17 protein-coding genes are annotated in these 18,092 nt (G+C 68.6%); 10 read left to right on the top strand and 7 right to left on the bottom strand.

Annotation, left to right across the window (positions count from 1 at the left end; genetic code table 11):
• The first annotated feature begins 5 nt into the window (after window positions 1–5).
• From AB0M48_RS32330 to AB0M48_RS32320, 3 genes are all read left to right on the top strand, one after another.
• Window positions 6–971 carry a thioesterase domain-containing protein gene (locus AB0M48_RS32330; RefSeq protein WP_363849197.1) on the top strand — a complete coding sequence of 322 codons (966 nt, stop codon included), beginning with the start codon at window positions 6–8 and terminating at the stop codon, window positions 969–971.
• Window positions 968–2,932 carry an FAD-dependent oxidoreductase gene (locus AB0M48_RS32325; RefSeq protein WP_363849195.1) on the top strand — a complete coding sequence of 655 codons (1,965 nt, stop codon included), beginning with the start codon at window positions 968–970 and terminating at the stop codon, window positions 2,930–2,932. The genes AB0M48_RS32330 and AB0M48_RS32325 overlap by 4 nt, the downstream gene beginning before the upstream one ends.
• Before the next feature lie 238 nt (window positions 2,933–3,170).
• Window positions 3,171–4,439 (top strand): cytochrome P450, encoded by a 1,269-nt coding sequence (locus AB0M48_RS32320; RefSeq protein ID WP_363849193.1) that lies wholly within the window; start codon window positions 3,171–3,173, stop codon window positions 4,437–4,439.
• A gap of 119 nt (window positions 4,440–4,558) precedes the next feature.
• On the opposite strand, the gene AB0M48_RS32315 is transcribed toward AB0M48_RS32320, so the two are convergent.
• The gene (locus AB0M48_RS32315; protein WP_363849191.1) at window positions 4,559–4,768 is read right to left on the bottom strand and encodes a hypothetical protein; all 210 of its coding nucleotides are present in this window, start codon (window positions 4,766–4,768) and stop codon (window positions 4,559–4,561) included.
• Window positions 4,769–5,000: 232 nt separating this feature from the next.
• Between AB0M48_RS32315 and AB0M48_RS32310 the strand changes: the two genes are divergently transcribed.
• The 5 genes from AB0M48_RS32310 (at window position 5,001) to AB0M48_RS32290 (ending at window position 9,382) form a co-directional block, all read left to right on the top strand.
• Window positions 5,001–5,177: a hypothetical protein gene (locus AB0M48_RS32310; protein WP_363849190.1), complete on the top strand. Its 177-nt coding sequence runs from the start codon at window positions 5,001–5,003 to the stop codon at window positions 5,175–5,177.
• Window positions 5,178–5,457: 280 nt separating this feature from the next.
• The gene (gene zapE, locus AB0M48_RS32305; RefSeq protein ID WP_363849188.1) at window positions 5,458–6,378 is read left to right on the top strand and encodes a cell division protein ZapE; all 921 of its coding nucleotides are present in this window, start codon (window positions 5,458–5,460) and stop codon (window positions 6,376–6,378) included.
• Window positions 6,379–6,438: 60 nt separating this feature from the next.
• Window positions 6,439–7,218, top strand: coding sequence for an ion transporter (locus AB0M48_RS32300; protein ID WP_363849186.1), 780 nt, complete (start codon window positions 6,439–6,441; stop codon window positions 7,216–7,218).
• 245 nt (window positions 7,219–7,463) lie between these two features.
• A complete protein-coding gene (locus AB0M48_RS32295; protein WP_363849184.1) occupies window positions 7,464–8,318 on the top strand; it encodes a geranyl diphosphate 2-C-methyltransferase in 855 nt (284 codons plus the stop codon).
• Window positions 8,318–9,382, top strand: a complete 1,065-nt coding sequence (locus tag AB0M48_RS32290) for a family 2 encapsulin nanocompartment cargo protein terpene cyclase (protein ID WP_363849182.1) — start codon at window positions 8,318–8,320, stop codon at window positions 9,380–9,382. Before AB0M48_RS32295 ends, AB0M48_RS32290 begins: the two co-directional genes overlap by 1 nt.
• On the opposite strand, the gene AB0M48_RS32285 is transcribed toward AB0M48_RS32290, so the two are convergent.
• Genes AB0M48_RS32285 through AB0M48_RS32260 form a run of 6 tightly spaced genes read right to left on the bottom strand, consistent with a single transcriptional unit; the run spans window position 9,373 to window position 15,778 of the window.
• Window positions 9,373–10,263 carry an alpha/beta hydrolase gene (locus AB0M48_RS32285; protein WP_363849180.1) on the bottom strand — a complete coding sequence of 297 codons (891 nt, stop codon included), beginning with the start codon at window positions 10,261–10,263 and terminating at the stop codon, window positions 9,373–9,375. The two genes, AB0M48_RS32290 and AB0M48_RS32285, sit on opposite strands and share 10 nt — an antisense overlap.
• Complete coding sequence (locus AB0M48_RS32280) at window positions 10,260–11,078, bottom strand: carbohydrate ABC transporter permease (RefSeq protein WP_363849178.1); 819 nt, start codon at window positions 11,076–11,078, stop codon at window positions 10,260–10,262. Before AB0M48_RS32280 ends, AB0M48_RS32285 begins: the two co-directional genes overlap by 4 nt.
• Window positions 11,068–11,955 carry a sugar ABC transporter permease gene (locus tag AB0M48_RS32275; protein ID WP_363849176.1) on the bottom strand — a complete coding sequence of 296 codons (888 nt, stop codon included), beginning with the start codon at window positions 11,953–11,955 and terminating at the stop codon, window positions 11,068–11,070. The genes AB0M48_RS32280 and AB0M48_RS32275 overlap by 11 nt, the downstream gene beginning before the upstream one ends.
• Entirely contained in the window at window positions 11,952–13,145 is a 1,194-nt protein-coding gene (locus AB0M48_RS32270) for a sugar ABC transporter substrate-binding protein (RefSeq protein WP_363849174.1), read from the bottom strand. The genes AB0M48_RS32275 and AB0M48_RS32270 overlap by 4 nt, the downstream gene beginning before the upstream one ends.
• A 15-nt stretch (window positions 13,146–13,160) precedes the next feature.
• Window positions 13,161–14,756 carry an FAD-dependent oxidoreductase gene (locus AB0M48_RS32265; RefSeq protein ID WP_363849173.1) on the bottom strand — a complete coding sequence of 532 codons (1,596 nt, stop codon included), beginning with the start codon at window positions 14,754–14,756 and terminating at the stop codon, window positions 13,161–13,163.
• 14 nt (window positions 14,757–14,770) lie between these two features.
• Entirely contained in the window at window positions 14,771–15,778 is a 1,008-nt protein-coding gene (locus AB0M48_RS32260) for a LacI family DNA-binding transcriptional regulator (protein ID WP_363849171.1), read from the bottom strand.
• A 135-nt stretch (window positions 15,779–15,913) separates the two neighbouring features.
• On the opposite strand from AB0M48_RS32260, the gene AB0M48_RS32255 reads away from it, so the two are divergent.
• Both AB0M48_RS32255 and AB0M48_RS32250 read left to right on the top strand, forming a co-directional pair.
• Window positions 15,914–17,692, top strand: coding sequence for a hypothetical protein (locus AB0M48_RS32255; RefSeq protein ID WP_363849169.1), 1,779 nt, complete (start codon window positions 15,914–15,916; stop codon window positions 17,690–17,692).
• A gap of 156 nt (window positions 17,693–17,848) precedes the next feature.
• Entirely contained in the window at window positions 17,849–18,025 is a 177-nt protein-coding gene (locus AB0M48_RS32250) for a hypothetical protein (RefSeq protein WP_166051932.1), read from the top strand.
• The last annotated feature ends 67 nt before the right edge of the window (window positions 18,026–18,092 follow it).

Raw genomic sequence — 18,092 nt, 5'->3', positions numbered from 1 at the left:
CAGTGATGAACACGACCGACCGGCTCCACCAGCTGTCCGACACCAAGCGGCTGGCGCTGTTGCGGCTGCTGGAGAACAAGAACATCGGGAACGACCGGCTGCTCAACCTGGAGGGGTCGAACGTCAAGGTGCTGCGGGAGGGTGGCCCGATCCTGTTCATCTACCCGGCCACGGACGGCAGCGTGAGTTACATGAACAACTACCTGCCGCACATCCCCGAGGCCTGGGGCGTGTACGCGTTGCAGACTCCCGGCATGGAAGGTGAGCAGGCGCCTTACCGCACGGTCGCGGAGTTGGCCGCGCACGGCATCCGCCAGATGCGCCGCGTCCAGCCGGAGGGCCCTTACTACGTCGCGGGGAACTGCATGGGCGGACTGCCGGCGTACGAGACGGCCCGCCAGCTCCACGAGCAGGGAGAGCGGACTGGCCTCGTCCTGCACCTGATGCCGAACTTCAACCGCCCCTGGAAGGAGTTGCCGGTCGACGACGCCTCGTTGCAGCAGCGGGCGATCATGGACTACGTCTACATCATCGAACGCCTGCTGGCGGTGCGGATCGACCTGCCGTGGGACGAGTTGAACGACCTCGACGAAGACGCACAGGTCGAGTTCGTCGTGCGTTACGTCGACGAGCACGACCTGCTGTCCGGGATGGACCTCGATGTCTTTCGCAACCGGATGGCCATTTACAAGGCGAACCTCTCGGCGATGCTCACCTACGACCCCCCGAGCGGTTTTGACGGCAGCATCACGATCCTCGCCGTCGGCGAGGCCAGCCGGCAGGAGACCGCGATCCACGCGATGTCGCCTTACGCCGCACCTCTGCGGTCGATCCACCGCGACCAGATCAACACCATCTTCGTGGACGCCGACGGCGGCGCGCTGTTCGACGGGGCCGAGCCGGACATCGGCAAGATCGGCCGCGAGCTGCGCGAAATCGTCTCCGCGGCGGGCGAAGGCATCCGGGCGTGACCACCGGGGGACAGGACCGATATCCACACCTGTTCTCTCCGCTGAAGGTGGGCAACGCACGGTTGAAGAACCGGATCGTGTTCCCGGCGATCATGAACAACTACGCGCGTCAGGGGCTGGTGACTGATCGCACGGTCACCTTCTACGCCGAGCGCGCGGCCGGTGGTTCGGCGATGGTGGTCTCCGAGGGGCTGTTCGTCCACCCGAGCTCAGTGCCCCCGCAGACGGGTCTCGCGGCGTACGAACCCGCCAACCTCACGGGGTTCGGGCGCATCGCAGCCGCGGTCGAGGAGCACGACTGCCGGATGGTCGGTCAGCTCCTGCACTCGGGCAGGCAGCAGGTGCGAGGTCCTGTGGCGGACAGTTCGATCGGGGTGTCGCCCCTGCCGGACCCCTACAGCTGGACGGTTCCGCACGTGATGTCCACGCCGGAGGTCCGGATGCTCGTCGAGGCGTTCGTGGCTTCTGCCGCTGTCCTGCAGCGTGCGGGATTCTCCGGCGTCGAGGTGCACGCGGCGCACGGTCACCTGATCACGCAGTTCCTGTCGCCGTGGTCGAACACCAGACAGGACGAGTACGGCGGCGACCTGGACGGGCGGACCAGGTTCCTGCGCGAGGTCCTGGCCGGCATCCGGTCCGTGTGCGGGACGGACTTCCTGCTGGGCTTGAAGATGCCGGGTGACGAGTTGGTCGAGGGAGGCATCACCGCGGAGGAGTCGGCCCGCATCGCGAATCGGGTGAGCCAGGAGACACCGCCGGACTACCTCGCGTTCGGCCAGGGCAACTCTTCGCTCAGCTTCGGCGACCACGTGCCCGACATGCACTACCCGCCTGGTCCGTATCTCGGGATCCAGCGGGATCTCAGGGCAGCGGTGAGCCTCCCGGTCCTGGCGTTCGGCCGCGTCACCTCTGCCGCCGAAGCCGAGGCCGTGGTCCGGGGCGGGATCGGCGACCTGGTCGGCCTGGGACGCCTGCTGGTGGCCGATCCCGGGTTCCCGGCCAAGGTGCGGGCGGGCCGCGAGCGAGAGGTGCGGCCGTGCATCTACTGCAACGTCTGCTGGGCAGAGGTCACCAGTGGCCGCACGATCGCTTGTGTGGTCAACCCGGACCTCGGAACCGATGGTGAAGCCGCCCGCCTGGTCCGCAAGTCGACGAGGAAACGCGCGGTCACCGTGGTCGGCGCCGGTGTGGCAGGCCTCCAGGCCGCCGCGGCGGCGTCCGAACAGGGGCACCAGGTGACCTTGCTGGCCGGACCACACCTCGGCGGTAAGGCGAGGGTGGAGTCGCTGTTGCCGGGACGGGCTGACATCGCCGCCGCTCTGAAGCACCAGCGGTGGTCGGTGGAGCGCAACGGCGTGCGCGTCGAGCAAGGTGCGCACGTGACGGAGGAGATGGTACTCGCGACTGGTCCCGACGTCGTCGTCCTCGCCACCGGAGCGCACATGATGCGACCGCCCACCCTTGGCGCCCACAGCGAGGAGGGCGTCAGCGTGCGGGACTACCTGGTCCGCGATGACATCGGAGCTGACGGCGGCACAGCGGTGCTGTTCGATTTCGACCACTCGGCCGGGACTTACGCGGTGGCCGACCTCTTGGCGCGGCGTTACCGCGACGTGGTGCTCATGACGCCCAGGACGTCCCTGGGCGACGCGGTGCCGTACGTGAGCCGCCTGGGCGTCTACCGGCGACTGCACGAGGCGGGCGTGCGCATCGAGTTGTCGACCGAACCGTTGCTGTACAAGGACCATGTGCTGCGCTGTGCGAACGTCTTCACCGGCCAGCTCACCGAGATCGATGATGTGGCCCTGTTCACCTGGTCGACTCCCCGCCAGCCGGTCGACGAGCTGTCGCGTCCGTTGTCGGCGAGGGGAGTACCCGTCCACCTCATCGGGGACGCGTATGCGCCGGGGACCATGCTCACGTCGATTCGGGAGGCCGAAATGCTCGGTGAGCGACTGTGAGGACGGGCCCCGTCAACACCCTGGTCCGGCCGGCCATCAGCCGCCATGTGGCTGCGTGACCGACAATTGCGGTTGGGCGAACCATCAGGCTGTCCGGCACTTCAGCGGAGAAGCTGATTTCTGATCAGAGTTCGTGTCGGAAGCCGCCGAAGAAGCAGGTTGTTCCTCTGGGCTTCCGGTTCACTTCGTCGAATTTCGTGGAGATGAGATGCTGGACAGCAGCAGGGGCCGTTGCCCTGTGCAAGGGCGATTCGATCCGCTGGCTCCCGAGTACATCGCAGACCCGTACCCGGCCCTCGCCACCCTGCGCGAGGAAGGCCCGGTCTTCTACGAGCCGCAACTCGACATGTGGCCGGTGACCAGGCACGAGGACGTCAAACGGATCCTCACAGATCATGAGAGCTTCTCTGGTGCGATCACCCAGGTTCCCTTCTACCCGCTCGCGAAGGAAGCGAAGGAGATCCTCGACGCCGGGTTCCACGCCACCCCGACCGTCTCGAACTGTGACCCGCCCAAGCACACCAGGGTCCGTGCGTTCAACGTCAAGGCGTTCTCCGCCCGGAGGGTTGCAGGACTCGAACCGATCATCCGCGGCTACACCACCGAACTGCTCGACGGTGCCGTCTCGAGATCACGGTTCGACCTGGTGCACGAGTTGACGGCACCGCTGCCCGCCAAGATCGTGTTCAGCTTGATCGGCTTCCCCGAGTCGGATTCGGAAGCGCTCAAGGCCCTCGCCCTCAACCGCATGGCCTTCACCTGGGGACGGTCCACGGCGGACGAGCAGGTCAGGATCGCGGGAAGAATGGTCGAATACTGGCGGTACTGCACGGACTTCGTTGCTGCGCGCAAGGAAGATCTGCAGGACGACTTCACCAGTGATCTGCTCCGCTCGCACCTCGCGGATCCCACCGCTTTGTCGGTCGAGGAGATCGTCAACGTCATCCACGCGGTGAGCTTCGCCGGCCACGAGACCACGACCAACGCGTCATCGAGCACGGTGCAGCGGCTGCTCACGCACCGAGAACAGTGGGAGGCGATCTGCGCCGACCCCTTGCTGATCCCGAACGCGGTCGAGGAGGGTCTGCGCTTCGACCCGAGCCTGCACACCTGGCGCAAGATCACCACCAGGCAGGTCAACATCGGCGGGGTCGACGTCCCGGCGGGCGCCAAGCTCCTCCTCCTCATCGGTTCCGCGAATCACGACCCGGTGCGGTTTCCCGACCCGGACCAGTTCGACGTCCACCGGTCCAACTCCCAGCAGCACCTCACTTTCGGCAGGGGAATCCACGCTTGCTTCGGTGCTCCGCTGGCTCGGCTGGAGATGCGGGTCATGCTGGAGGAGCTGACGGCACGCCTGCCACATCTCCGGCTGGCGGACGACGAAGCCGTGCGATATCACGAGAACGCGTGCTTCCGCGGCCCCGTGCGGCTGTGGGTGGACAACCCGGCCCCCGGTCTGAGCCAGCACGGCGCACGCGACCAACCGGACCGTTCTGCCCAGTAGGCTGGCCGGAGCGGAGCGCGCGGGAGCTACGGCGGTCATAGCGGTCGTGACCACGGTCGTGCAGGAGGCGGTCCCGCACGGGGGGCCGCCTGCGCATCGCAGAAGCAGGGTTCGGGCAGTCACATCGAATGTCCGAAGGAGACGGACAGGGCGACCTTGGCGGGTGTCCTGCCACGCGCATCTCCAGGACTCTGGCGGGTCTTCCCACCAGTCGTCCCACTCGTTGCCCCGCAGCTGCGGTCCTGGGTCTCGTGCACCAGCGTGCCGTCGCGGTGATCGAGGTCCGCGCCGAGGCCGAGCGAATCGGCCTCGGCGATGTCGAGACGCACTGGACCTTCCGCCGTGACCGCGAACCGGGCGTCGTCCCGCGACCAGGTCTGCGTGCTCGGCTGCTGGAACCGGCCCGATCGAAGAGAATCGCAGTGAAGTACTGGGAGCGTCGGGTCGCGTTGCCGGCCGATCCTCTTCGTGTGGCCGCCAGGCCGCGGCCACGTCGACCGAGGACAACGTGCTCTACGAGAACCAAGGTTCGATCTGCTGCGGTGAGGCGCCTACGCGACCGTGACCACGCGGCCGAACGAACCGCTGTCGGCGGTCGCCACCCGGCTCACGGAGGTCGACGTCGAGAACTGGCGCCCTTACGGCTGGGCCACCTTCGAGCTGTCCTACGCGTTGTACGGACCAAGCACCTGGCCAGAAGTTCTGTCCCACCATCCCAAGCACCTCGCACCAGGTTGATGAGGGGAGCTTTCATAAACCTCAGGTTTATGAAAGCTCCCCTCATCAACCTCAGATTCCCGCCGTTTCGGACAAGACTTCTGACGGTCCGCAGGACCGTGTGCGGGTGCGGGGCCACGTCCATGGTGACGTCGTCCGGACCGTGGGGGACGTCGCGCGGAGTCAACGCCTCCACACCGCCGCAGTGGAGGTGCACGTCACTTCTGCGGGCTCGGCCTCGACATTGCTCACGGGCCCGATCGTAAGCTGGCCTGGGGGAACAGTGGATCTTCGTGAACACGTGTCGAGCCGGGGGTACCGGCTCGACGCCGCACAGCTGGAAGCCGTCGCGCGCCTGGAGGAACTCGGCGAGCGGCGCAGAGGTGTCTACCTGCACGGGCCGGTCGGCCGCGGCAAGAGCTTCCTGGCGGACGCGCTGTTCGACGTGCTCCCGGAGCCGAAGAAGCGGGTGCACTTCCACGCGTTCTTCCGGGAGTTGCACCGGAGGATCTCCGCACGGCTGCACGAGCGCGGCGCCGTCGCCAAGGCGGTGCGGGAGCTGGTCGGGCGGGCGAAGGTGCTGGCGTTCGACGAGCTGCACGTGCACGACGTCGGCGACGCCATGTTGATGACACGGCTGTTGGAGGCGCTCCAAGACCGCAAGGTGATGATCATCGCCACCTCCAACTACCCGCCGGACGGCCTGCTGCCGAACCCGCTGCACCACGACCACTTCCTGCCCGGCATCGCGCTGGTCAAGGAGCTCATGGACGTCGTGGAGCTCGACGGCCCCCACGACTACCGGCACCGGCGCGGCGCCCCGCGGTCGCGGTTCGAGACCGGCGAGATCGTCACGGCGGCCCCGCTGCCGGCCACACCGGTCACCCTCGACGTCAACGGCCGTGCCATCACCGCGCTCGGGACCGACGGCACGAAGATCTGGTTCGACTTCGGCGACCTGTGCGAGAAGCCGACCTCGACGCAGGACTACCTGGTGCTCGCGGAACGCTTCGACGACTGGGTCATCGTCGACGTGCCGCGGCTGCGGACCCGCGACGGAGAGGCCCGGCAGCGGTTCGCGAACGTCGTGGACGTGTTGGTGGACGAGGACCTCAGGCTGACACTCGTGAGTGACCACCTGCTCGGCGAGATCATCGGTGGCGAGGTGCGTGACCTCGCCCGCACCGCCAGCAGGCTGGAGCTGATCAACACCACCGGGTGATCAGCTGGGGGTCCTGCGGGCCGATAGTGCCCTTGTCCCCCCGGCAAGGAGTAGTCAGGCATGACGTTGCGCGCACGCATCGGCGAGGTCGTCGAGAGCACACGGTTCCAGTGGATGATCATTGGCGTGATCGTGGTGAACGCGGCCACCCTGGGAGCCGAGACCTCACCTTCGATCGTCGCGGAGCACGGTGACCTCCTCGGCGCCATCGACCACCTGGCGCTCGCCGTCTTCGTGGCCGAGATCTCCGCCCGGCTTTACGCGTTCGGCTGGCGGTTCTTCCGCGACCCCTGGAACGTGTTCGACTTCGTCATCGTGACGGTGGCGCTGCTGCCGGCCGCGGGGCCGCTCAGCGTGCTGCGGTCCCTGCGGATCCTGCGGGCGCTGCGGCTCGTGGCGATGGTGCCCAGCATGCGCAGGGTCGTGACCGCGCTGGTGAGGTCCGTACCCGGCCTGATCTCGCTCACCGGCCTGCTGATGCTGCTGCTGTACATCGGTGGCGTGATCGCGAGCAACCTGTTCGGCGACTCCGGCGACCCGCGGTTCGCCGGCCTGGGGCCGACGCTGCTGACGCTGTTCCAGATCACCACGGGCGACGGCTGGTCGGACGTCATGCGCGACCTGATGGAGCACCAGCCGCTCGCGTGGATCTTCTTCCTCTGCTACCTGATGGTCGGCACGTTCACCATGCTCAACCTGTTCATCGCCGTGGTCTGCAGCGCGATGGAGCCGGACGTGCAGCAGCTGCCCGCACCCCGTTCCGCGTCCCACGACGACCTGCTGCTGCAGGAAGTCAGGGCGCTGCGGGAGGAAGTCCGGTCGATGCGTCAGAACGCCTGATGGGGTTTCGTCCAGGTGGTGTGGAATTCTCACTCGTCCTGTCATCCGGTCGGTCGTGGAAACCCTCGAAAGTGGGGTCGACGACCTGCTTGCACGGGTTAAGAGACCTACCGGAACGCGACGTCTGGCGTACCCGTTCGTGTCCGAACCAAGCCTGAACGGCGGATCGCCGATTGGTCCATCAGCTGCAAAGGTCAGATGCTGTTCGGCAGTGAGCGTTCCAACGAACAGGAGCCACTCAGGTCATGGCGAGCCCCACTGTGAAGCCGGTTCTGCGCACCGACTACCAGCGTTCCGTCGCGGAGTACTGGAACAAGGAGAAGGACCCGGTCAACATCAAGCTCGGTGAGGTGGACGGGCTCTACCACCACCACTACGGGCTCGGCCAGTACGACCCGGCGGTGCTGGAGGCGCCCGCCGAGGTGCGCGACCAGGTGATGATCGCCGAGATGCACCGGCTGGAGACCGCGCAGGCCGAGGTGCTGCTCGACGCGTTCGGCGACGTCCCCGTCGGCGGCCACCTGATGGACGGCGGCTCCGGCCGCGGTGGCACGAGCTTCATGGCCAACGCCCGGTTCGGCGCCCGGATCGACGGCGTCAGCATCTCCGAGGAGCAGGTCGCCTTCGCCAACAACCAGGCCGTCGAGCGCGGTGTCGCCGACCAGGTCCGGTTCCACTTCAAGAACATGCTCGACACCGGCTTCGAGACCGGCTCGTTCAACGGCATCTGGACCAACGAGACCACGATGTACGTGGACCTCCAGCAGCTGTACGGCGAGTTCGCGCGCCTGATCGCGCCCGGCGGCCGGTACGTCTGCATCACCGGCTGCTCGAACGACCTGACGGGCCTGCGGTCGCGCGCCGTCAGCCAGATCGACCAGCACTACATCTGCAACATCCACCCGCGCAGCGAGTACTTCAGGGCGCTGGCGGACAACGGGTTCGTGCCGATCAGCGTGGTCGACCTGACGCCGGACACCATCCCGTACTGGGAGCTGCGCGCCCAGTCGTCGGTCGCGACCGGCGTGGAGGAACCGTTCCTGACCGCCTACAAGGAAGGCAGCTTCCACTACCTGCTGATCGTCGCGGACCGCATCTGATGAAGGACCTCCTCACCGGGCCGTCCGGGCTGGGCACCTCCGCTGCCCGGCTCGGGCGGCCCGAGGCCGTCGCACTGGCGCCGGAACCCGGCTACGCGGAACGCCCCTGGGGTGACGGCACCGCGCCACCGCTGTACGTGCCGGTGCTCGAACGCGAGGACGCCGTGCTGGCGGCCGCGGTGGACGAACGCCTCGTCGCATGGGCGGAGGAGTGCGGGTTCGAGGAGCCGGAACGGTTCCTGGGCGGCATGTTCGGCCGGCTCGCCGTGCTGACCCACGTCGACACCGACGACGTCGACCAGCTGCTGATCGCGGCGAGGTTGAACGCGGCGTGGTGGGCCGCCGACGACCTGTACGCGGACGACACCGAGATGGGCGCGATCCCGGCCGAACTGCCGCCGCGCCTGGCGTTGGCGATGGCCGCGATGGACCCGGTCGCGCCCGCCGCCGAGTTCACCCTGGACCTGGAGGAGAGGATCTCGTCGGATCCGGTCCTCGTCGGCCTCCGCTCGGGCATCGCGCACCTCGCCTCCCGAAGCACGGCGACAGTGGTGCAACGGGTCTGCTACTCGACCTTCGCGATGTTCGTGTCGTGGGGCGCGTACGCGGCCTGGCGGCACACCGGCGACTACCCGCCCGCCTGGCAGTACCTCGCGACGAGGCAGCACGACACCTTCTACACGTCGATGACGCTGATCGACGCCGTCGGCGGCTACGAACTGCCCGCGCCGCTGTACTACGACCCGCGCGTGCGCCAGCTGCTCACGTCCGCGGGCACGGCGTCGGTGATGGTGAACGACCTCGTGTCGCTGGAGAAGGACGCCGCCGACGAGAAGCCGGTCTGCAACATGGTGCTGCAGATCGCTGCGGACCGTGAGTGCTCGATCGCCGAGGCCACCGCACGGACCGTGGAGCTGCACAACCAGCTGGTGCGCGACTTCGAGGCGGGGCACAAGGCGTTGCTCGCGGTGCCGTCGGTGGAGCTGCACCGGTTCCTGAAGGCCACCAAGGCCTGGATGGGCGGCGGCTTCGAATGGCACACCACCCATCCGCGCTACAGGTAGAGCGTCCGCCTGAGCCACGCCATCCGCGTGGCTCGGGCACGGCGCGACAACGCCGCTTCCGGTGCCAGCTGGTCGAAGCCGTGGCAGCCACCCGGCCACACGTGCAGCTCCGCGTCTCCGCCCGCCTGCCAGATCCGTGACGCGTAGCCGACGGCCTCGTCGCGGAACACGTCCACCGAGCCGACGTCGACGTAGGTCGGCGGCAGGCCGGAGAGGACGGCCGCGCGAGCCGGAGCGGCGAACGGCGACACGTCCGGCCCGCCCCGCGCGTCGCCGAGCAACGCCGTCCAGCCGGTGATGTTCGAGGTGCGCACCCAGGTGGTGCCGTCGAGGAACTGGTGGCTGGACGGGGTTTCGCACCTGTCGTCGAGCATCGGGCTCATCAGCAGCTGGCCGCGGACGGCCGGGCCGCCGAAGTCGCGGGCCATGAGCGTCACCGCCGCCGCCAGCCCGCCGCCCGCGGACGTGCTGGCGACGATCGGCGCGGCGAGACCGTTGCGTGCCATCCACGTCAGCGTCCGGTAGCAGTCCTGCACCGGCGCCGGGTGCGGGTGCTCGGGCGCCAGCCGGTACTCGGGGGAGACCAGCGTGACGCCGAGCTCCGACACCCACTCCGCCAGCACGTGCAGATCCGACCGGCGGGTGCCCGCGACCATCCCGCCGCCGTGGACGTGCAGGACGGGCGGACCGGGCGGACCGGCCGGGTGCAGGACCAGCACGAGCACGCCGTCCGCGTCCTGCTCGCTGAACGTCACCGTGCCGCCCCGCGTCAGCTCGGCGTCGGTGGCGAACCGTCCGTTCGAACGCCGCTCCGCGATCCGGTCCGGCGTCAGCGGTGGCCGGGAGAGGTCGGCCACCGCCGCGATCTCCGGATCGATCACCCCTTCACGCCCGTGTGCGCGAGACCCTCGATGAACTGCCGCTGTGCCACCACGAACACCACCAGGATCGGCACGGCCGTCATCGTCGCGGCGGCCAGCTGGACGTTCCACATCGGACCGCCGTAGATGTCCACGAACTGGGTCAGCGCCTGCGGGAGCGTGAACATGTCCGGTGTGGACAGGTACACGATCGGTTCCAGGTACAGGTTCCACGAGTGCAGGAACGTGAAGATCGCGACCGCCCCGAGCGCGGGCCGCGACAGCGGCAGGGCGATCCGGTAGAAGATTCCGGCGCGGCCCAGGCCGTCCATGCGGGCGGCCTCCTCCAGTTCCGGCGGGAGCGCGATGAAGAACTGGCGCATGATGAAGATCGCCAGCACGCACGGCGCCCCGAAGATCGGCACGATGATCAGCGGCCAGTGCGTGTTCGTCATCCCGAGCGACTGGAACAGCTGGAACAACGGGACGATCGTGACCTCGCTCGGGATGAGCAGGCCGGTCAGCACCACCACGAACAGCACGTTCTGGCCGGGGAACCGGATGCGCGCGAACGCGTAGCCCGCGAGCGCCGCGACGGCCATCGTGCCGGCCGTGACGACCACCGCGATGTAGAGGCTGTTCCAGTACTGCTGCCCGAAGGGCTGCATCCTGAACACCGTCTCGTACGTGGAGAACGTCCACTCCGAAGGCAGCAGCGACTCGGAGAAGATCTCGCTGATCGGTTTCATCGACGAGGTGACCATCCACCACGTCGGGAACACGAACGGCACGCACAGCAGGCACAGCAACCCGTAGAGGGCGACCTTACGACTCATGGAGCACCCACTTCCGGCGCATCTGCCACTGCAGCGACGTAAGGGCGGCGACGATGACGAACAGCAGCACCGAGATCGTCGCGCCGTAGCCGAAGTGGTGGAACTGGAACGCCTGCTGGTACAGGTAGTAGATCAACACGGTCGTGGACGTGCCCGGCCCGCCCTGGGTGAGCACCGCGATCTGCGCGAACACCTGCAACGAGCCGACGATCGTGATGATCGACGTGAGCAGGATCGTCGGGCTGATCAACGGGATCGTGATGCTCCGGAACCGCCTCCACGCGCCCGCGCCGTCGATCTTCGCGGCCTCGTACAGCGGCGCCGGGACACCTTGCAGCGCCGCGAGGAACAGCACCATGTTCAGCCCGACGTTCTTGACCACTTGCACGACGACCACCGACACCATCGCGGTCGTCTCGCCCCGCAGCCAGTTCGGCCCGTCGACGCCGAAGACGCCGAGCAGCCCGTTCACGCTGCCCTCCGGCTGCAGCATGAGCTGCCAGACCAGCGTCCACGCCACCAGCGACACCAGCACGGGGGAGAAGAACAACGTGCGGAACAGCGTGGTGCCGCGCAGCTTCTGGTTGAGCAGCACGGCGAGCAGCAGGGCGAGTGACAGGTTCAGCACCACCAGCCCGGCGGCGAACCAGGCCGTGGCGACGAGCGAGTCACGCAGCTTCTCGTCGGCGAGAAGCCGCGCGTAGTTCTCACCGCCGATGAACTCGAACGTCCCGCCGAGCACGTTCCACTCGTTGAGGCTGTACCAGCCGACCATGCCCAGCGGGATGAGCACGAACGCGAGGCTGCCGAGCAGAGCAGGCGCGACGAACAGGTAGCCGACCAGGTTGTCGCGCCTGCGATACGTCCAGAACGTCACGGGCGCTCCAGCAGCGGCTTGATCTTCGCGCACACGCCGTCGAGCACCTGGCCGACGTTCGCGTCCGGCTTCCACAACGGGTCGAGCGCCGCGCGGATCGTCTGGTTCAGCTCCTCCTGGCCCTGGTGGCTGGGCTTCACCACGCCCTTGCTGATGCCGTCGATCACGACCGACTGCAGCTGCTCCGGCTTGATCAGCGGGTTGCTCTTGGCCAGGGTCTCGGCGTTGAGCAGCGACTGGCGGACCGGCGGGAAGAACTGGGCGAGCTTCGCGGAGTTGGCCGCGTTGGTGAAGAAGCCCAGGAAGTCCGCGGCGGCGTCGGCGTTCTTCGACCGCTTCAGCACGCCGACGCCGGCCTGGCCGATCACCGCGTAGTCACCCTTCGGGCCCTGCGGCAGCGGCAGCAGCGTCCAGCCGAACTTGGCGTCCTTCAGCGCGCCCGCCCGCGAGATCTGGCTGACGGCCATGGCCGCGTTGCCCGCGAAGAAGTCCACGGTCGTGCCGGGTCCGGGGATCGCCTTGTCCGTGAAGATCGCCTTGTGGACGAACGTCATGGCGTCCTTCATCTCCTGGCTGGAGAAGCCGCACGTCCTGCCGTCCTCGCTCCACGCGTTCGCGCCCCAGCCGCGCCAGATCGCCGAGAGCACCGCCCAGTTCTGGTACTTGAAGTCCGGCAGCACGAGGTTCTTGCCCGCGGAAGCCGCGACCGCCTGCTCCCAGGTCTTCGGCAGCTCCTCGACCAGGTCGGTGTTGACGAACAGCCCGAACGGGGAGGTGGAGAACGGGTACGCGTAGAGCTCGCCGTCCTTCTCCCACAGCTTGATGGCGGACGGCACGAGCTCGTCGGCCTTCTCCACCTTCGCCTTGATCGGCGCGAGCGCGCCGGAGGAGACGAAGTCCGGTGCGGACTCCTCCAGGATCCACGCCAGGTCCGGCGCGTTGCCACCGGCGATCTGGGTGGTGAGCGTGGTGGTGTAGCCGTCGGCCGGGATCGAGTCGAACTTGATCTCGGTGACGTCCGGGTGCGACGCCTTGTACTCGGACGCGATCTCGTTGAGCAGCTTGAGATGCGCCTCGTTGGCGGTCCACACGGTCATGCGCAGCGACTTGGGGCCGGACTGCGCGGAGGAACCGCCGCAGGCGGTGAGGGCCAGCAGTGCGGCGACGATCAGAGCGGTGAGGCGGGACATCGTTGTCTCCCTGGACTAGTAACCGGACACGTCCGGCCAGCGGAGCTCGACCCCGTCGCGTTCCAGCCGGTGCTGGAAGTCCGCGAGCAGGCCGGGGGTGTTGCGCACCGCGCGAGGGGTGACTCGGTGCGCCAGGCAGAAGTCCGCGAGCGCGCCCGCGACCTCGCCGACGTTCCACTCGACCGGGTGCAGCCGATGGGAACCGTTGGTGATGTGGGTGGTGCCGATGTTCTTGCCCGCCGGGAGCAGGTTCTCGACGCGCTGGGGGATGAGCGCGCCGAGCGGGATCTCGAACGGGCAGCTGGCGACGTCGAGGTAGTTGTCGCCGCCGGTGGAGGGGTGCAGGTCGATGCGGTACATGCCGACACCCACGGCGTCGGCGTGCTGCACGGCGCCCTTGTCGCCGCGCACGGCGAGTGAGAGGTCCTGCTCGACGATCGTGTACTCGGTCCTCATCCGCCGTGACTCGCGGATGTAGGGCGCCTGGGCCAGGCCGTCCGCGCTGCCGGTGACGTCGCCGCGCAGCCGCAGGCCGGGGAAGCCCGTGCCGCCGTCCGCGCGCGGTGCCTCGGTCTGCAGCCAGTACAGCACCGACTTCGACAGCTCCCGCGCCGCCGCGACGTGCTTCTCCGCGTCCGGCACGTCGATCACCGGCGACTCGAAGTAGTCGATCATCGGCCAGTTGACCAGGCAGATGTCGCTGTCGTAGGCGCCTTCGACGAAGTTGCGGCGCGCGGCGATGCGGCGGAACGTCCACAGGTTGCTGTCACCCGCGCTGAGCCGCTGGTCGGAGAGCACCGACAGCGGGTCGTCGTCCGGGTTCGGGGTGAACGTGCGCTCGGCGATGGTCAGCGTGCGCGGGTCGGGGGAGCGGAACGACAGCATCCGGTCGCCCCAGTAGGAGGGCTGGTACTCGCGCCAGAAGTCGTACCGCTCGGGCTTGTCGATGGTGTGGTCGCCGTCGACGTGGTCGATCGCGAAGCACACCGACATCGCCTGCATGTTCGCCGGCTGGGCGGTCTCGGGCGCGCTGGGCTCGCCGGTCTCCAGGGTGGACTCGAAGCCCGTCACGTACTCGGTGCCGGACAACGGGAGCAGCTCACCGGTCTCGGTCGCGTCGAGGACGTACGGCGCGGCCAGTTCGACCTCGGCACCCTTGTGCTCCACGGTGACCGACACGATCCGGTCGCCGTCGGTGCGTGCGGCGATCGGCCGGGCGGGCTGCAGGACCGTGAGCTTGCCGCTGCCCCGGTAGGGCGCCAGCATCTCGTCGATCACGGCGACGGCGACGCGGGGCTCGTGGCAGAGGCGGCTCACGTTGCCCGCGCCGGGGTTGAGCTCGCGCCAGGCCCGTGCCCGCGGGGTCAGCGGGTAGTGGCGGCGGTAGTAGTCGCGGATGCCGTCGCGCAGCGCGCGGTACGACGCGGTCACGCCGAAGCGCTCGACCCAGCTGTGCTCGTCCGGTGGCACGGCCTGGCTGGTGAGCTGCCCGCCGAGCCACTCGAACTCCTCGGTGAGCACGACCCGGCGGCCGGCGCGCAGCAGGGCGAGGGCCGCGGCGACTCCGCCCAGTCCGCCACCTACGACGACGACGTCAGTGTTGTGCGGCAACAGATTCCTCCAGATCAACGCGGGGCGGTGGAGTGGCCCAGCGTGGTGCCTTCGACGAACTCGCAGGCCAGCAGCTCCTGCGGGGTGGTGCCGTGTTCGAGGACCTCGGTCAGCGCCTGCACCGCCCGCCGCCCCATCTCGCGGCGCGGAATGCGGAACCCGGTGAGCCGGACGTCGTCCGGTGCGGGCCTGGTGGCGGCGCCGAGCGTCAGCACGGACAGGTCACCGGGGACCGACAGGCCGCGCTCACGGGCGGCGAGGACGAGCGCGGCACCGTCGGAAACCTCCTCGGAAAGCACGCAGGTGACGCCCGCGTCGAGGAGCTGACCGAGCCCGGCGAACTGGACGTGCATGCCCTTGACCCCATGTGCCGCAACGGCCTGCTTGAACCCGCGCAGCCTGTCGGCCGACGACTCCGCGCCCGTGCCGGCGCCCACGTAGGCGAAGTCGCGGTGCCCGAGAGCCACCGCGCGGTCCACCAGGTCCCGCACGGCGGCGGAGTAGTCGGCACCGATGTGCGGCACCGGGCCGCCCGCGTCGTCACGCCGTCCGACCGAGACGAACGGGATGGCCTCCTTCACGAGCTGGGCCAGGTCGTCGCGGTCGATCGAACGACCGAGCAGCACGCAGCCGTCCGCGAGCCGGATCCTGCTGTCGTCGCTGAAGATCCGCCGCTTCCCGCTCGTCGCCTTGGCGCTGGTGAACAGCAGCAGATCGCAGCCGGCCTCCTCCGCCTGCTCCTCGATGCCCTCGAGGAACGGCTGGTAGAAGTCCGCGCGGGTGCTCGGGAAGACGGCCTCGTAGGTGAAGACGCCGAGGATGCGGTTGCGCTGGTCGTGCAGCCGGCGCGCGATCGGGTTCGCGACGTAGCCGGTCCGCCTGATCACCTCCAGCACCCTGGCCCGCGTCTCCTCCGCGATCCGGACGCCGCTGTCGGTCCGGTTGTTGAGCACCAGCGACACCGTGGCCTGGCTGACGCCCGCCATCCGGGCGATGTCCTGCTGGGTGAGCCTCTTCGCCATGAGCACCTGCCAATTCGAATTGGCAGGGAGTCTGCGACAGCATCCGCGTCGCCGTCAACCCTGTAATAATTCGAATTAGCATCTTGACGGGCCGGGTGTGTGCGAGCGAGGGTGCCGCACCAAGGAGGTAGGCCCGTGAACGCAATCAGCCGTCGTAGCCTGATCACCGGTGCGGCCGCCGTCGGACTTCTCGCCGCTCTGCCGGCATCGGCGCACGCCTTGCCCGCGCCCCCGCCCGTCACCCCGGACCGCCGCTCCTTCGCGCCGAGCGAGCAGCGGTTCGCGCAGTACCTGATGCTCGTCTCGCCGATGGTCGCGGACATGAACGCGAGCGGCTTCTTCGGCGGGGGCTGGTGGCGCAGCCCCAACGCCTCGTACAACGCCCGCGTCCAGGAACACGTCTACACGCTGGCCTGGTTCGCGACCCAGGCCCGCTCGTGGAACCCGTACCGCGGCAACGCGGAGGTGCTCGCCGCACTCGACGCGGGACTCGGCCACTACCTCGGGCTGCAGCACGCCGACGGGTCGTGGCCGGAGTACTCGCGCGACCAGCACTCGCTGGCGGCGACCGGGTTCGCCATGGGCTACCTGAGCAAGACGAACGCGCTGCTGAGACGCGCCGGAGCACTGCGGTCGCGGCAGGCCCAGATCAGCGCCGCGCTGCGACGGGCCATGACGTGGTTCCTCGACCCGTCCAACGGCACCGTCTGGCAGGCGCCGCTCACCTGGGCGAACCAGACGACCTCGGGCCTCGCCGGTGCGGCGCTGGCACTGAGGCACGACCCCGACGCCGCGCTGCGGCAGCGGCTGACCGAGGCGTTCCGGCGGCTGGCGACCACCGGCCAGAGCCCCGCCGGGTACTTCTACGAGGAGACCGGCGCGGACACCAACTACAACTTCGAGGTCATGCTGCCGGAGATGGCCGACGCGTGGCGGCAGACCGGCGACCCGAACCTCGTCGCCATGACCCGGAAGTACACGGACTGGCTCGGCTACAACCTGCTGCGCGAACCGGACGGGTCCGGCTGGTTCGCCAACATCGCCCCGAACTCCCGGACGTCCTCGAAGTTCTACGCCGACGTGCGGCCCGATCCGGAACGGACCGCGCTCAACGCCCAGTTCGTGCCGGAGGTGCCCGACCTGGCCGCGTTCGTGTCGAGCCGTGAGGACCTGGCCGCCGCGCGCACGGCCTGGGCGGCCTCCTCGGCGCCGGTGCCCGCGCTCGTCAAGCCGGACACCTCACCGCGCATCCTCGCGCACGCGATCTACGGCGAGCGCTACCCGAGCCGTGTCGAAAGGACGGAGGCCATCGCGCGGCTGCCCTACCGGCGCGCGCACTTCACCGAGCGGCGCAGCGATCAAGGACAGGACTTCCTGTTCGTGCGCCGGCCACGCTGGTATGTCGGCGGATACTTCGGCACGCGCCGGGCGACCTCGTTGGCGCGCACCGGGTTGACGTTCCTGTGGCACCCCGTCGCGGGCACGCTGGTGCAGTCGATCAACAACAACGACCACGCGTGCTGGGCCACCGTGCTCCCCGGTCAGGTGCCGGACTCCGACGGCCCGCAGCAGGCGGAGTTCCTCGGCGGTGAGCCGTACCGGTTCCGCTACCGCACGCCGTCCGGTTCGGTCGTGACGGAGGTGGCGGTGGGGGACCGGATGGTGCGGTCGGTGCGGGCCGGCAGCGCGGCCACCGAGCAGATTCCGTTGGTGGTCAAGGATTCCGACACGGTGGCACTCGACTCGCGTGGCCTCACGCTCACCCGTGGCCGCACGGTGATCCGGTTCGACTGGGGCCGGGAACTCCAGCCGCGGCTGCGGCCGGCGTCCACGATCACCTATCCCGGCCGCCGGATGCAGATCCTCACCGTGCCGCACGACGGCACCTTCACCCTGACGGTCACGGCGCGTTAGTCCACTGTGGACAGAAGAGTTCACTCTTATGTAGCAACGATCTCGCGAATGTTCGCGCAGCTCACGGGGTATTCGATGATCCCAAACCCCAGGTCCACCGTTCGGGTGGTTGCCCGGACGCGTGCGTCCTCAGCGCGGTCGTGAGGAGTGGTTGTCATGGCACATCTGCGTCGTCTCGTCGACGTTCGCACCGGTGACGAGTTCGATCAGCCTGTTCCCTTCGGCCTGGTGTACCCGGTGTGCACCGCGGACGGTTCCGCACCGCCCAGCCAGCGCGGCCGGACCTGGGAGCACCTCGTGGCCAGTGACCGCGAGCTGCGGCAAGTCTCATGAAGTCCGTGTGAAGAGCGCCCGCGCCGGGTACTGCCTGGTGCGGGTGGCCCGGCCGGGCGCCCGTGCG

Source organism: Lentzea sp. NPDC051208, from assembly GCF_040682435.1.
Classification (GTDB): domain Bacteria; phylum Actinomycetota; class Actinomycetes; order Mycobacteriales; family Pseudonocardiaceae; genus Lentzea; species Lentzea kristufekii.
This window is presented reverse-complemented; position numbering and strand designations above follow the sequence as displayed.